The organism is Escherichia sp. E14S1 (assembly GCF_004211995.1).
Classification (GTDB): Bacteria; Pseudomonadota; Gammaproteobacteria; order Enterobacterales; family Enterobacteriaceae; genus Escherichia.
The window spans coordinates 1-15,294 of the sequence record NZ_RHJQ01000006.1 but is presented as its reverse complement, the minus strand read 5'-3'; the positions used below and the strand labels follow the sequence as shown (position 1 = coordinate 15,294).

Here is a 15,294-nt window from a genome sequence, read left to right as displayed (position 1 = left end):
GGTGCCGGATGCGGCGCGAGCGCCTTATCCGGTCTACGTTTTAATGCCAGCAAAAATGGTGAATCACCTGGGTAATCAATTCACGGGTGGGCTTGATAAAACGCGTCTCCAGATATTCATCAGGCTGATGGGCTTGATTGATTGAGCCCGGGCCTAGCACCAGCGTCGGGCATAGCGTCTGAATAAACGGTGCTTCAGTACAGTAGTTCACCACTTCGGTCTTTGCACCGAGCAATTTCTCAACCACTTCAACCAGTTGATGATTTGGCGGGCATTCATAGCCTGGGATCGGTGGGTGCAACTCTTCGACCGTTAGACGGCCCGGCCAGCGTTCGCTCACCGGAGCCAGCGCGTCGTTGAGCAAACCATTAAGTTCGTTGAGCGTCATGCCCGGCAGCGGGCGAATATCCATATGCAACTCACAGCAGGCGCAAATTCGGTTAGAGGCGTCGCCGCCATGAATATGCCCGAGGTTGAGCGTGGGATACGGCACGGTAAACGCTTCATAGTGATAACGTTCTTTAAGATTATCGCGCAATTGCAAAATATGGCCGATGGCGTCGTGCATCAGTTCAATAGCGTTAACCCCGCGCGACGGATCGCTGGAGTGGCCCGACTGACCCATAATTCGAATGGCATTTGAGATGTGGCCTTTATGCGCGCGTACCGGTTGCAGCGACGTTGGTTCGCCAATGATGGCGCAATCCGGTCGCAGGGAGGTGGTTTCGGCAAAATAACGCGCTCCTGCCATACTGGTTTCTTCATCGGCAGTCGCCAGAATGTAGAGCGGTTTTTTCAGTTTAGTGACGTCGACATCGCGTAGCGCATCGAGGATAAACGCAAAAAAGCCTTTCATGTCGGCGGTGCCTAAGCCGTAAAGCTTGCCGTCATGCTCCGTCAGTGTAAACGGATCGCGCGTCCAGCGACCGTCATCAAATGGCACCGTATCGGTATGCCCCGCCAGCAACAAGCCGCCAGCCCCCTGTCCGGTACTTGCCAGCATATTAAATTTGTTGCGAGTTCCTGGCACAGGCTGCACTTCCACATTGAAGCCTAAATCTTTAAACCAGTCCGCCAGCAGAGTGATTAAATCTGCATTACTTTGATCGAGTGCCTCTTCCGTGGCGCTTATTGAAGGTGTGGCAATCAGAGCGCGGTAAATCTCGATAAATGGCGGTAATTTGTTTTTCATTGTTGACACACCTCCGGTCATGATAGTATCAATATTCATGCAGTATTTATGAATAAAAATACACTAACGTTGAGCGTAATAAAACCCACCAGCCGTAAGGTGAATGTTTTACGTTTAGCCAGGCAAACAGACATAAGAAGGTGAATAGCCCCGATGTTGAATACGCTGATTGTGGGTGCCAGTGGTTACGCTGGCGCAGAGCTAGTGACCTATGTAAATCGCCATCCGCATATGAACATAACCGCTTTGACTGTCTCAGCGCAAAGCAATGATGCGGGAAAGTTAATCTCCGATTTGCATCCGCAGCTCAAAGGCATCGTTGATCTGCCGTTGCAGCCGATGTCGGATATCAGCGAGTTTAGCCCAGGGGTGGATGTGGTGTTTCTCGCCACCGCCCATGAAGTTAGCCACGATTTAGCGCCGCAATTTCTTGAAGCGGGCTGTGTGGTGTTCGACCTTTCCGGCGCATTTCGCGTTAACGACGCCGCCTTCTATGAAAAATATTACGGCTTTACCCATCAATACCCGGCATTGCTTGAGCAGGCGGTCTATGGCCTGGCGGAGTGGTGTGGCAATAAATTAAAAGAAGCGAACTTGATTGCGGTGCCGGGCTGTTATCCGACGGCGGCACAGCTGGCGCTGAAACCGTTGATTGATGCCGATCTTCTCGACCTCAGTCAGTGGCCGGTGATTAACGCCACCAGCGGCGTGAGCGGAGCAGGGCGTAAGGCAGCGATTTCAAATAGCTTTTGTGAAGTGAGCCTGCAACCGTATGGCATCTTTACCCATCGCCACCAGCCGGAGATCGCTACGCATCTCGGTGCTGACGTCATCTTCACCCCGCATCTGGGCAATTTCCCGCGCGGTATTCTCGAAACCATTACCTGCCGCCTGAAACCGGGCGTGAGTCAGGCGCAAGTGGCGCAGACATTACAGCAGGCGTATGCGCATAAACCGTTGGTGCGTCTGTATGACAAAGGCGTTCCGGCACTAAAAAATGTCGTCGGGCTGCCGTTTTGCGATATCGGATTTGCCGTTCAGGGCGAGCATCTGATTATTGTGGCGACCGAAGATAACTTACTGAAAGGCGCGGCGGCACAGGCAATCCAGTGTGCCAATATTCGTTTCGGCTATGCCCAAACGCAGTCTCTTATTTAAGGGTGCAATGATGAATCCATTAATTATCAAGCTGGGCGGCGTACTGCTGGATAGCGAAGAGGCGCTGGAACGGCTGTTCAGCGCACTGGTGAAATATCGTGAGTCACATCAGCGTCCGCTGGTGATTGTCCACGGCGGCGGCTGCGTGGTGGATGAGCTGATGAAAGGGCTGAATCTGCCGGTGAAAAAGAAAAACGGCCTGCGGGTGACCCCTGCGGATCAGATAGACATTATCACCGGAGCGCTGGCGGGAACGGCAAATAAAACCCTGCTGGCATGGGCGAAGAAACATCAGATTGCGGCCGTAGGTTTGTTTCTCGGTGACGGCGACAGCGTCAAAGTGACCCAGCTTGATGAAGAGTTAGGCCATGTTGGACTGGCGCAGCCAGGTTCGCCTAAGCTTATCAATACGTTGCTGGAAAACGGTTATCTGCCGGTGGTCAGCTCCATTGGCGTAACGGACGAAGGACAACTGATGAACGTCAATGCCGACCAGGCGGCGACGGCGCTGGCGGCAACGCTGGGCGCAGATCTGATTTTGCTCTCCGACGTCAGCGGCATTCTCGACGGTAAAGGGCAACGTATTGCCGAAATGACCGCCGCGAAAGCGGAACAACTGATTGAGCAGGGCATTATTACCGACGGCATGATTGTAAAAGTGAACGCGGCGCTGGATGCTGCGCGCACGCTGGGCCGTCCGGTAGATATCGCCTCCTGGCGTCATGCGGAACAGCTTCCGGCACTGTTTAACGGTATGCCGATGGGGACGCGGATTTTAGCTTAAGTTTTGTTGGCCGGAGACGTCGCTTTCCGGCATTGAATTTCAACATAAGGAAACAGAGTTATGGCACTTTGGGGCGGGCGTTTTACCCAGGCAGCAGATCAACGGTTCAAACAATTCAACGACTCACTGCGCTTTGATTACCGTCTGGCGGAGCAGGATATTGTTGGCTCTGTGGCCTGGTCCAAAGCCCTGGTAACGGTAGGCGTGTTAACCGCAGAAGAACAGGCGCAACTGGAAGAGGCGCTGAACGTGCTGCTGGAAGATGTTCGCGCCAGGCCACAACAAATCCTCGAAAGCGACGCCGAAGATATCCATAGCTGGGTGGAAGGCAAACTGATCGACAAAGTGGGTCAGTTAGGCAAAAAACTGCATACCGGGCGTAGCCGTAATGATCAGGTAGCGACTGACCTGAAACTGTGGTGCAAAGATACCGTTAGCGAGTTGCTGACGGCTAACCGTCAGCTGCAATCGGCGCTGGTGGAAACCGCACAAAACAATCAGGACGCGGTGATGCCAGGTTACACTCACCTGCAACGCGCCCAGCCGGTGACGTTCGCTCACTGGTGCCTGGCGTATGTTGAGATGCTGGCGCGTGATGAAAGCCGTTTGCAGGACGCGCTTAAGCGTCTGGATGTCAGCCCGTTAGGCTGTGGCGCACTGGCGGGAACGGCCTATGAAATCGACCGTGAACAGTTAGCCGGCTGGCTGGGTTTTGCTTCGGCGACACGTAACAGTCTCGACAGCGTTTCTGACCGTGATCATGTGCTGGAACTGCTTTCTGCTGCCGCTATCGGCATGGTGCATCTGTCGCGTTTTGCTGAAGATCTGATTTTCTTTAACACCGGCGAAGCGGGGTTTGTCGAGCTTTCTGACCGCGTGACTTCTGGTTCATCATTAATGCCGCAGAAGAAAAATCCGGATGCGCTGGAGCTGATTCGCGGTAAATGTGGGCGGGTGCAGGGCGCGTTAACTGGCATGATGATGACGCTGAAAGGTCTGCCGCTGGCTTACAACAAAGATATGCAGGAAGACAAAGAAGGTCTGTTCGACGCGCTCGATACCTGGCTGGACTGCCTGCATATGGCGGCGCTGGTGCTGGACGGCATTCAGGTGAAACGTCCGCGTTGCCAGGAAGCGGCGCAGCAAGGTTACGCGAACGCCACTGAACTGGCGGATTACCTGGTGGCGAAAGGCGTACCGTTCCGCGAGGCGCACCATATCGTGGGTGAAGCAGTGGTGGAAGCCATTCGTCAGGGCAAACCGCTGGAAGAGCTGCCGCTCAGTGAGTTGCAGAAATTCAGCCCGGTGATTGGCGAAGATGTCTATCCGATTCTGTCGCTGCAATCGTGCCTCGACAAGCGTGCGGCAAAAGGCGGCGTCTCACCGCAGCAGGTGGCGCAGGCGATTGCTTTTGCAAGGGCGCGGTTGGGGTAAGAACATTTATATGTACAAATTTGAGCCTGGCTTATCGCCGGGCTTTTTTATGGCAAAAAAAAGCGGATCCTGGAGATCCGCAAAAGTTCACGTTGGCTTTAGTTATTCGAGTTGAGAAACTCTCGAAACGGGCAGTGACTTCAAGGGTTAAAAGAGGTGCCGCTCCGTTTCTGTGAGTAATTATCAGTCACAATGCTTGATAGGGATAATCGTTCGTTGCTATGCTACCTATCGCCATGAACTATCGTGGCAATGGAGGATGGATAATGAATATTCGTGATCTTGAGTACCTGGTGGCACTGGCCGAGCACCGCCATTTTCGGCGTGCGGCAGATTCCTGCCACGTTAGCCAGCCGACGCTTAGCGGGCAAATTCGTAAGCTGGAAGATGAGCTGGGCGTGATGTTGCTGGAGCGGACCAGCCGTAAAGTGTTATTCACCCAAGCGGGAATGCTACTGGTGGATCAGGCGCGTACCGTGCTGCGCGAGGTGAAAGTCCTTAAAGAGATGGCAAGCCAGCAGGGGGAGACGATGTCCGGGCCGCTGCATATTGGCTTGATTCCCACGGTTGGGCCTTACCTGTTGCCGCATATTATCCCGATGCTGCACCAGACCTTTCCGAAGCTGGAAATGTATTTGCATGAAGCGCAGACCCATCAGTTACTGGCGCAACTGGACAGTGGCAAACTCGACTGCGTGATCCTCGCGCTGGTGAAAGAGAGCGAAGCATTCATTGAAGTACCGTTGTTTGATGAACCCATGTTGTTGGCAGTCTATGAAGATCACCCGTGGTCTAATCGCGAATGCGTGCCGATGGCCGATCTGGCAGGGGAAAAACTGCTGATGCTGGAAGATGGTCACTGTCTGCGCGATCAGGCAATGGGCTTCTGCTTTGAAGCTGGAGCGGATGAAGATACACACTTCCGCGCGACCAGTCTGGAGACGCTGCGCAACATGGTGGCCGCAGGTAGCGGGATCACTTTATTGCCTGCGCTGGCTGTACCGCCAGAACGCAAACGCGATGGCGTCGTTTATCTGCCGTGCATTAAGCCGGAACCACGCCGTACCATTGGTCTGGTTTATCGTCCAGGCTCACCGCTGCGTAGCCGCTATGAGCAGCTGGCAGAGGCCATCCGCGCAAAAATGGATGGCCATTTCGATAAAGCGTTAAAACAGGCGGTTTAAGCCGTTTAATGCCGCTACCCGATAGGCTTCCGCCATGGTCGGGTAGTTAAAGGTGGTGTTGACGAAGTACTCAATAGTGTTGCCGCCACCTTTCTGTTCCATAATCGCCTGACCGATATGAATAATTTCGGCAGCGCGCTCACCAAAGCAATGGATCCCCAGAATCTCTTTCGTTTCCCGATGGAACAAAATTTTCAGCGTACCCACGTTCATGCCAACGATTTGTGCACGTGCCAGATGTTTAAACTGGGCGCGGCCTACTTCATACGGTACTTTCATCGCGGTCAGCTGCTGTTCGGTTTTGCCCACAGAGCTGATTTCTGGGATGGTGTAAATACCGGTAGGGATATCTTCAATCAAGTGCGCGGTGGCTTCACCTTTTACCAGCGCCTGCGCGGCAATGCGCCCCTGGTCATAGGCCGCTGAAGCCAGGCTTGGATAACCAATCACGTCGCCCACCGCGTAAACGTGCGGCTGCGCGGTCTGATACATGCTGTTGACCTTCAGCTGTCCGCGACTGTCAGTTTCCAGCCCAATGTTCTGTAACGCCAGCGAATCGGTATTACCCGTGCGACCGTTGGCATAGAGCAGACAGTCGGCTTTCAGTTTTTTGCCCGACTTCAGATGCATGATCACACCGTCGTCACAGCCTTCGATCTTCTCGTACTCTTCGTTGTGACGAATCACTACGCCACTGTTCCAGAAGTGATAGGAGAGCGAATCTGACATCTCTTGATCGAGAAACGCCAACAGGCGATCGCGGGTATTGATCAGATCTACTTTTACATCCATACCGCGGAAGATCGACGCATATTCACAGCCGATCACTCCAGCACCGTAAATAAGTACATGGCGCGGTTCGTGGTGCATGCTAAGAATTGAGTCGCTGTCGTAAATGCGTGGATGGGTGAAATCGACGTCTGCTGGATGATAAGGGCGTGAGCCGCAGGCTATGACAAATTTTTCTGCGGTTAATGTTTCGACCGTGCCGTCCGGGCAGTCCAGCGCCAACGTATGCTCGTCAACAAAGCGAGCGTTCCCCTGCAATATTTCACAGTGATTACGTTCGTAAAATCCCTGACGCATGCGCGTTTGTTGATTAATCACGTTATCGGCATGGTTAAGGATATCGGCAAAAGAAGAGCGGAGCAGTCGGGAATGGTCGCTGTAAAGTGGGTTTTGATTGAATTCTATAATGCGGCTGACGGCGTGACGGAGGGCTTTCGACGGGATGGTTCCCCAGTGGGTGCAACCGCCGCCAACATTTTGATAACGCTCGATAACTGCGACGCGCGCACCTTGCTTAACAAGACCCATTGCAGCGCCTTCGCCGCCGGGGCCGGAACCTATTACTATGGCATCGTAATCGTAGGAATGTGGCATGGTAGGGCTTACCTGTTCTTATACATAAAAGCAACAGAATGGTAACATTTTATCGCGGGTAAGCCAATTGATCCCCGTCATTTATCTGGCTATATCGTGACCGGCCTTTGCTTTGTCTTCCCCCTTCTTATTTTATTAATTCACTATTAATCGCTTTTTCTTATGGCTGATAGTTTTATCTTGCCGAAGCGTGCTTTTTTGTTATTGTCTTTGTGAAATCTTCTTATAAAACAAATGTATAAATATTTTATATTGATGTGTTATTTATATTTATACCATCAATAAAATCCGTTAATTAGCCTGTTTATAAGTGAATAAAGGAATAGCCGATGATCGAACACTACATTCGTGGGTTTGAGGAAGAGTTGCGCGAGATTCGCCACCAAATCCACGAAAATCCGGAGTTGGGGCTACAAGAATTTAAAACCAGTGCTCTGGTTGCGGAAAAGCTGCGCCAGTGGGGTTATGAGGTAGAGCAAGGACTGGCGACGACGGGGATAGTGGCCACGTTAAAAGTGGGCGACGGAGAGAAAAGTATTGGCCTGCGGGCGGATATGGATGCGTTGCCGATTTATGAAAATAGCGGCAAGCCCTGGGCCAGTAAACATCCCGGTTTAATGCACGCATGCGGGCATGACGGCCATACCACGATATTACTAGGTGCAGCGCGTTATCTTGCCGAAACTCGTCGTTTTAACGGCACGTTACGTCTTATCTTCCAGCCCGCAGAAGAGATGATTAACGGCGGCGAGATTATGGTTAAAGAAGGTCTTTTTGACCACTTCCCCTGCGATGTCATTTTCGGGATGCACAACATGCCGGGCTTGCCGGTTGGCAAGTTTTTCTTCCAGCCAGGGGCGCTAATGGCGTCAATGGATCAGTTCCATATTACGGTTCGTGGTTGTGGCGGACACGGTGCGATCCCGCACAAAGCCATCGATCCGGTGCTGGTCGCGGCACATATCACCACCGCATTACAAAGCATTGTGTCGCGCAATGTCGATCCGCTGGAAGCGGCGGTAATTACCGTTGGCAGCATTGTTGCAGGAGAGGCGGCTAACGTCATTCCTGACAGTGCTGAGATGAAAATCAGCGTCCGCTCTCTTAGCCGCGATACCCGACAACTTCTTCTGACCCGTATTCCGGCTCTGGCGCAAGCCCAGGCTGTCAGCTTTTGCGCTACGGCTGATGTGACGCATGTTAACGGTACGCCGGTATTAGTGAATGACGAGGAGATGGCGCGCTTCGCCTGGCAGGTGGCGTGTAAAACGTTTGGTGAAGATCGGGCCGAGTTTGGCATCAAGCCCCTGATGGGCAGTGAGGATTTCTCTTTCATGCTGGAAGCCCAGCCGAAAGGCGCTTTTTTGCTGTTCGGTAATGGCGATGTCGGGGAAGGTTCCTGCATGGTGCATAACCCGGGCTACGACTTCAACGATGCAAGTCTGGTCCCGGCGTGCAGCTACTGGGGCGCACTGGTAGAAGCCTGGCTGCAATAAATAAAACAACACACAACAACACTTTCTGGCAAGGAACATGGAATGACGGCGATCGTAAATGGAAGCGTGATTGTGAAGAAAAAGCCCAGCGGTAAGCGGGTGATTTTTGCGTCGGCGTTTGGCAATGCGCTCGAATTTTTTGATTTTGGCGTTTACAACTTTTTTGTGGTCTATATCAGTACGCTTTTCTTCCCGCCCAGTGCCGATCACAATGTCGCGCTGTTACTGGCATTTGCAACGTTTGGCGTGAGTTTTTTTATGCGCCCGCTTGGTGGAATTATCGTCGGGGCCTGGGCCGATCGTTTCGGACGCAAACCCGCGATGGTGTTCACCATTGCCCTGATGAGCCTCGGTACGCTGATGATCGGCATCGCGCCGACCTATGCGACGGCGGGCTATTGGGGAACGGCGACGTTGGTACTGGCGCGTCTGATTCAGGGTGTTGCGGCAGGTGGTGAAGTCGGCGCCTCAATGTCTTTACTGGTTGAATCAGCTCCGGCAAATCGTCGCGGTTTTTACAGCAGTTGGTCGCTGGCGACCCAGGGGCTGGCAACGACCTTTGGTGGTGTTGTCGCTTTAGGTCTGAGCACTTGGCTACCGTTTGCCACAGGTTCAGAAACCGTAATGGCAGAATGGGGCTGGCGTGTGCCATTTTTTATTGGCGTGTTATTAGCACCGATCGGTTGCTGGTTGCGTCTGAGCCTGGAAAATGACGTACCTGAACCTGTACACAATAAAAAAGCTGCTGCCAGCGAAAGCGCGTTCTCTCTGCTCCTGCAACATAAAGCGACTATCATTAACGGCGTTTTACTCGCTATCGGTAGCACGGTAGCAACCTATATTTCCCTCTTTTACTATGGCACCTGGGCGGCGAAGTATCTGGCAATGCCTCAACACTATTCTCATGCAGCGATGTTACTGGCGGGGGTAATTACGTTTGTGGGCGCGCTGTTGGTGGGGATGCTATGTGATTCGGTCGGGCGTAAAAAGCTGATTTTAATCTCCCGTGTGATGGTGCTGATCTGTAGCTGGCCGTCATTCTGGTTGTTGGTGAATTACCCAAGCCCCGGCATGTTGCTGACGGTAGTTTTCGTGATGGTCAGCTTTACCACGCTTGGTGGGGTACCAGTGATGTTGTTGATCTCTGAACTGTTGCCGAAACGGATTCGGGCATTGGGTTTTGCGCTGGTTTATAGCATTGGTGTAGCAATCTTCGGCGGTTTTGCGCAATATTTCGCCACGCAATCCATCGTGTTACTGGATAGTCTGACGGCTCCGGCGTGGTATCTGGGCGGAGGCACGTTGCTGTCGATGCTGGCGTTATTGTTTGTAAAAGAACCGGCCAAAGAGTTGCAGTAAATGTGTTTTATTGCGCTACCGTTCATTCACAACACTGGAGCAATCCAGTATGTTCATTCTCTGGTATAGTGCCAGCAGTACTTTTGGCAAGGATTCAGACATCGTGATGGGCGTAAGAGCGCAGCAAAAAGAAAAAACCCGACGTTCGCTGGTAGAAGCAGCATTTAGCCAATTAAGTGCTGAACGCAGCTTCGCCAGCCTGAGTTTACGTGAAGTGGCGCGTGAAGCGGGCATTGCTCCCACCTCTTTTTATCGGCATTTCCGCGACGTAGACGAACTTGGCCTGACCATGGTTGACGAGAGTGGTTTGATGCTGCGTCAGCTTATGCGCCAGGCGCGTCAGCGTATCGCTAAAGGCGGGAGTGTGATCCGTACCTCGGTATCCACATTTATGGAGTTCATCGGTAATAATCCTAACGCCTTCCGGTTATTATTGCGGGAACGCTCCGGCACCTCCGCCGCGTTTCGTGCCGCCGTTGCGCGTGAAATTCAGCACTTCATTGCGGAACTTGCGGACTATCTTGAACTCGAAAACCATATGCCGCGCGCGTTTACTGAAGCGCAAGCCGAAGCAATGGTGACGATTGTCTTCAGTGCGGGTGCCGAGGCGTTGGATGTCGGCGTCGAACAACGTCGGCAATTAGAAGAGCGACTGGTACTGCAACTGCGAATGATTTCGAAAGGGGCTTATTACTGGTATCGCCGTGAACAAGAGAAAACCGCAATTATTCCGGGAAATGTGAAGGACGAGTAATGAAACAAGCAAATCAAGATAGAGGTACGCTGCTGCTGGCGTTAGTTGCTGGCTTATCGATTAATGGTACTTTCGCAGCGCTGTTTAGCTCCATTGTGCCATTTTCTGTATTCCCGATTATTTCCCTGGTGCTGACGGTTTACTGCCTGCATCAACGCTATCTTAATCGCACTATGCCGGTCGGCTTGCCGGGTCTGGCAGCTGCCTGTTTTATTCTCGGTGTTCTGCTTTATAGCACTGTGGTCCGTGCGGAATATCCGGATATCGGTTCTAACTTCTTCCCGGCTGTGCTGTCCGTTATTATGGTGTTCTGGATTGGCGCGAAGATGCGTAACCGTAAGCAGGAAGTTGCTGAGTAATCGGTATCATGCCGGATGCTGGCGCATCCGGCATGGGGTTTACTTCGCAGTCAGTAATACGCCGCACTCCATATGGTGCGTGTAGGGGAACTGATCAAACAGAGCCAGACGTTCAACCTTGTGCGTCTGGCTTAATGTTTCCAGATTCTTACACAGCGTTTCCGGGTTGCAGGAGATATACAGAATACGCGGATACGCCTGTACCATTTTCTCGGTTTCACTGTCCAGACCGCTGCGCGGTGGGTCGACAAAAATGGTTTCGCACTGATAACTCTTTAAGTCGATCCCTTGCAGGCGGTTAAACTCGCGCACACCATTCATCGCCTGAGTAAATTCTTCTGCCGCCATACGAATAATTTGTACGTTATCAATATGGTTAGCTGCGATGTTGTATTGCGCAGCAGCAACCGACGGCTTGGCGATTTCGGTGGCTAATACCCGATCAAAATTGCGCGCCAGCGCTAATGAAAAGTTACCGTTGCCGCAGTACAGCTCCAGTAAATCGCCTTTTGAGCCTTTGGTGACGTCCAGCGCCCATTCCAGCATCTGAATATTCATCGCCGCGTTTGGCTGGGTGAAACTGTTCTCCACCTGACGGTAGATCATCTCTTTTCCGGCGACCGGCAGACGCTCGTCGATGTAATCTTGATCCAGCGCGATTTTGGTTTTCGTTGCCCGACCAATCAGATGCACATTCAGATTCTGCGCGCGCAACGCATCGCGCAGGGCTTCCGCCTGCTGACGCCATTCGTCATCCAGCTTTTTATGGTACAGCAGGGAAACCACCGCCTGATTACTCAGCGTGGTGAGGTAATCAATCTGGAACAACTTGTGGCGCAGAACGGGATTATTACGCACACCCGCAATCATCGCCGTCATCAACTGGTTGATGAGTTCACTGGCGGCAGGGAAGCTATCCACGCGGATACGGCTTTTGGTTTGTTGATCGAAAATGATGTGGTACAGGTCATCGCCATCGTGCCAGATGCGGAACTCTGCACGCATCCGGTAATGGCTGACCGGCGAGCGAAACACTTCCGGAACCAGGTCAGAAAACGGTGCCATCATACTTTGCAAACGTACCACTTTTTCGGCTAACTGCGCTTCATACTGTTCTGTTGGAAGGTGTTCGGGGGTCATGATGTATCCTGAAAAATTAAAGTACGCGGCGATTGTAGGGATTGCTCATCAGATGTCCAGATCTTGATGAATTCCTATTTGTGAGCTACGTCTGGACAGTAACTTGTTACAACCTGTAGCATCCACTTGCCGGTCCTGTGAGTTAATAGGGAATCCAGTGCGAATCTGGAGCTGACGCGCAGCGGTAAGGAAAGGTGCGATGATTGCGTTATGCGGACACTGCCATCCGGTGGGAAGTCATCATCTCTTTGTATCTTCAGATACCCCTCCAAGCCCGAAGACCTGCCGGCCAACGTCGCATCTGGTTCTCATCATCGCGTAATATTGATGAAACCTGCGGCATCCTTCATCTATTGTGGATGCTTTACAATGATTAAAAAAGCTTCGCTGCTGACGGCGTGTTCCGTCACAGCCTTTTCTGCTTGGGCACAGGATACCAGCCCGGATACTCTCGTTGTTACTGCTAACCGTTTTGAACAGCCGCGCAGCACTGTGCTTGCGCCAACTACTGTTGTGACGCGTCAGGATATCGACCGCTGGCAGTCAACCTCGGTCAATGATGTGCTGCGCCGTCTCCCTGGCGTGGATATCACCCAAAATGGCGGTTCAGGTCAGCTTTCTTCTATTTTTATTCGTGGCACAAATGCCAGTCATGTGTTGGTGTTAATTGATGGCGTACGCCTGAATCTGGCAGGGGTGAGTGGTTCAGCCGATCTTAGTCAATTCCCCATTGCACTTGTTCAGCGTGTCGAATATATCCGTGGGCCGCGTTCCGCCGTTTATGGTTCTGATGCAATAGGCGGGGTGGTGAATATCATCACGACGCGTGATGAACCTGGAACGGAAATTTCAGCGGGGTGGGGAAGCCATAGTTATCAGAACTACGATGTCTCTACGCAGCAACAACTGGGGGATAAGACACGGGTAACTCTGTTGGGCGATTATGCTTATACCCATGGTTATGATGTTGTCGCTTACGGCAATACAGGAATGCAAGCGCAGCCTGATAACGATGGTTTCTTAAGTAAAACGCTTTATGGTGCGCTGGAACATAATTTTACCGATGCCTGGAACGGCTTTGTACGTGGCTATGGCTATGATAATCGGACCAATTATGACGCGTATTATTCTCCGGGTTCACCATTGGTCGATACCCGTAAACTCTATAGTCAAAGTTGGGACGCCGGGCTGCGCTATAACGGCGAACTGATTAAATCACAACTCATTTCCAGCTATAGCCATAGCAAAGATTACAACTACGATCCGCATTATGGTCGTTATGATTCGTCGGCGACGCTCGATGAGATGAAGCAATACACCGTCCAGTGGGCAAACAATGTCATCGTTGGTCACGGTAGTGTTGGTGCGGGTGTCGACTGGCAGAAACAGACTACGACGCCGGGTACAGGTTACGTTGAGGATGGATATGATCAACGTAACACCGGTATCTATCTGACCGGGCTGCAACAAGTTGGCGATTTTACCTTTGAAGGCGCAGCACGCAGCGACGATAACTCACAGTTTGGTCGTCATGGAACCTGGCAAACCAGCGTCGGATGGGAGTTCATCGAAGGTTATCGCTTCATTGCTTCCTACGGGACATCTTATAAGGCACCAAATCTTGGACAACTGTACGGCTTCTACGGTAATCCGGATCTGGACCCTGAGAAAAGCAAACAGTGGGAAGGCGCGTTTGAAGGCTTAACAGCAGGAGTGAACTGGCGTATTTCCGGATATCGTAACGATGTTAGTGACTTAATCGATTATGACGACCATATCCTGAAATATTACAACGAAGGGAAAGCGCGGATTAAAGGTGTCGAGGCGACCGCCAATTTTGATACCGGACCACTGACGCATACTGTGAGTTACGATTATGTTGATGCCCGTAACGCAATTACCGACACGCCGTTGTTACGCCGTGCTAAACAGCAGGTGAAATACCAGCTCGACTGGCAGTTGTATGACTTCGACTGGGGTATTACTTATCAGTATTTAGGCTCTCGCTATGATAAGGATTACTCCTCCTGGCCGTATCAAACTGTGAAAATGGGCGGTGTGAGCTTGTGGGATCTTGCGGTTGCATATCCGGTCACCTCTCACCTGACAGTTCGTGGTAAAATAGCCAACCTGTTCGACAAAGATTACGAGACAGTCTATGGCTACCAAACTGCAGGACGGGAATACACCTTGTCTGGCAGCTACACCTTCTGAACCACGTCCCACCGTGCTGGTGTTTGACTCCGGCGTCGGTGGGTTGTCGGTCTATGACGAGATCCGGCATCTCTTACCGGATCTCCATTACATTTATGCTTTCGATAACGTTGCTTTCCCGTATGGCGAAAAAAGCGAAGAGTTTATTGTTGAGCGTGTGGTGGAAATTGTCACCGCGGTGCAAGAGCGTTATCCCCTTGCGCTGGCTGTGGTCGCTTGCAACACCGCCAGTACCGTCTCACTTCCTGCATTACGCGAGAAGTTTGCGTTCCCGGTTGTCGGTGTCGTTCCGGCAATTAAGCCAGCGGCACGGCTGACAGCTAATGGCATTGTCGGATTGCTGGCAACTCGTGGTACGGTAAAACGTTCTTATACCCACGAGCTAATCGCGCGTTTCGCTAATGAATGTCAGATAGAGATGCTGGGCTCGGCAGAAATGGTTGAGCTGGCTGAAGCGAAGTTGCATGGCGAAGAAATCTCTCTGGATGCGCTAAAACGTATCCTGCGCCCGTGGTTAAGAATGAAAGAGCCGCCAGATACCGTTGTTCTGGGTTGCACCCATTTTCCTCTACTACAAGAAGAACTGTTAAAGGTGCTGCCAGAGGGAACCCGGCTGGTGGATTCTGGCGCAGCGATTGCCCGCCGAACGGCCTGGCTGCTGGAACATGAAGCTCCTGAGGCAAAATCTGCCGATGCGAACATTGCCTTTTGCATGGCCATGACACCAGAAGCTGAACAGTTATTACCCGTTTTACAGCGTTACGGCTTCAAAACGCTCGAAAAACTGGCAGTTTCAGGCTGATTTGGTTGAATGTTGCGCATTCGGAAAATTATTTT

The 15,294-nt window shown here is 51.9% G+C and carries 13 protein-coding genes and 1 riboswitch; of the genes, 10 read left to right on the top strand and 3 right to left on the bottom strand.

All coding sequences use genetic code 11. From position 1 onward, the window contains the following. Positions 1-40 precede the first annotated feature (40 nt). Positions 41-1,192, bottom strand: a complete 1,152-nt coding sequence (gene argE, locus D9734_RS07650; RefSeq protein WP_130206552.1) for an acetylornithine deacetylase — start codon at positions 1,190-1,192, stop codon at positions 41-43. A gap of 153 nt (positions 1,193-1,345) precedes the next feature. Between argE and argC the strand changes: the two genes are divergently transcribed. The 4 genes from argC (at position 1,346) to oxyR (ending at position 5,752) form a co-directional block, all read left to right on the top strand. Beyond that, positions 1,346-2,350 (top strand): N-acetyl-gamma-glutamyl-phosphate reductase, encoded by a 1,005-nt coding sequence (gene argC / locus D9734_RS07645; RefSeq protein WP_130206550.1) that lies wholly within the window; start codon positions 1,346-1,348, stop codon positions 2,348-2,350. Positions 2,351-2,357: 7 nt separating this feature from the next. Further along, complete coding sequence (gene argB / locus D9734_RS07640) at positions 2,358-3,134, top strand: acetylglutamate kinase (RefSeq protein ID WP_130206548.1); 777 nt, start codon at positions 2,358-2,360, stop codon at positions 3,132-3,134. A 60-nt stretch (positions 3,135-3,194) separates the two neighbouring features. Further along, entirely contained in the window at positions 3,195-4,568 is a 1,374-nt protein-coding gene (gene argH / locus D9734_RS07635) for an argininosuccinate lyase (RefSeq protein WP_130206546.1), read from the top strand. Between the two features lie 266 nt (positions 4,569-4,834). Continuing rightward, positions 4,835-5,752 carry a DNA-binding transcriptional regulator OxyR gene (oxyR, locus tag D9734_RS07630; protein WP_130206544.1) on the top strand — a complete coding sequence of 306 codons (918 nt, stop codon included), beginning with the start codon at positions 4,835-4,837 and terminating at the stop codon, positions 5,750-5,752. On the opposite strand, the gene sthA is transcribed toward oxyR, so the two are convergent. Further along, positions 5,735-7,135 (bottom strand): Si-specific NAD(P)(+) transhydrogenase, encoded by a 1,401-nt coding sequence (gene sthA / locus D9734_RS07625; RefSeq protein WP_001120822.1) that lies wholly within the window; start codon positions 7,133-7,135, stop codon positions 5,735-5,737. The two genes, oxyR and sthA, sit on opposite strands and share 18 nt — an antisense overlap. A gap of 329 nt (positions 7,136-7,464) precedes the next feature. Between sthA and D9734_RS07620 the strand changes: the two genes are divergently transcribed. From D9734_RS07620 to D9734_RS07605, 4 genes are all read left to right on the top strand, one after another. Continuing rightward, positions 7,465-8,631: a M20 aminoacylase family protein gene (locus tag D9734_RS07620; RefSeq protein ID WP_130206542.1), complete on the top strand. Its 1,167-nt coding sequence runs from the start codon at positions 7,465-7,467 to the stop codon at positions 8,629-8,631. Positions 8,632-8,673: 42 nt separating this feature from the next. After that, positions 8,674-9,990, top strand: a complete 1,317-nt coding sequence (locus D9734_RS07615; protein WP_130206540.1) for a citrate-proton symporter — start codon at positions 8,674-8,676, stop codon at positions 9,988-9,990. A gap of 103 nt (positions 9,991-10,093) precedes the next feature. After that, positions 10,094-10,744, top strand: a complete 651-nt coding sequence (gene fabR, locus D9734_RS07610) for an HTH-type transcriptional repressor FabR (RefSeq protein WP_001309117.1) — start codon at positions 10,094-10,096, stop codon at positions 10,742-10,744. Beyond that, a complete protein-coding gene (locus D9734_RS07605) occupies positions 10,744-11,103 on the top strand; it encodes a YijD family membrane protein (protein ID WP_000806411.1) in 360 nt (119 codons plus the stop codon). Before fabR ends, D9734_RS07605 begins: the two co-directional genes overlap by 1 nt. A gap of 39 nt (positions 11,104-11,142) precedes the next feature. Here the strand turns inward: D9734_RS07605 and trmA are convergent, their stop codons facing one another. Next, complete coding sequence (gene trmA / locus D9734_RS07600) at positions 11,143-12,243, bottom strand: tRNA (uridine(54)-C5)-methyltransferase TrmA (RefSeq protein ID WP_000187026.1); 1,101 nt, start codon at positions 12,241-12,243, stop codon at positions 11,143-11,145. A gap of 113 nt (positions 12,244-12,356) precedes the next feature. Next, positions 12,357-12,548, top strand: a riboswitch (cobalamin riboswitch). 64 nt (positions 12,549-12,612) lie between these two features. Here trmA and btuB point away from each other — a divergent pair. Together btuB and murI are read left to right on the top strand one after the other, a co-directional pair. After that, entirely contained in the window at positions 12,613-14,457 is a 1,845-nt protein-coding gene (gene btuB, locus D9734_RS07595; protein WP_130206538.1) for a TonB-dependent vitamin B12 receptor BtuB, read from the top strand. After that, positions 14,402-15,259: a glutamate racemase gene (gene murI, locus D9734_RS07590; RefSeq protein ID WP_130206536.1), complete on the top strand. Its 858-nt coding sequence runs from the start codon at positions 14,402-14,404 to the stop codon at positions 15,257-15,259. The genes btuB and murI overlap by 56 nt, the downstream gene beginning before the upstream one ends. Positions 15,260-15,294: the final 35 nt, after the last annotated feature.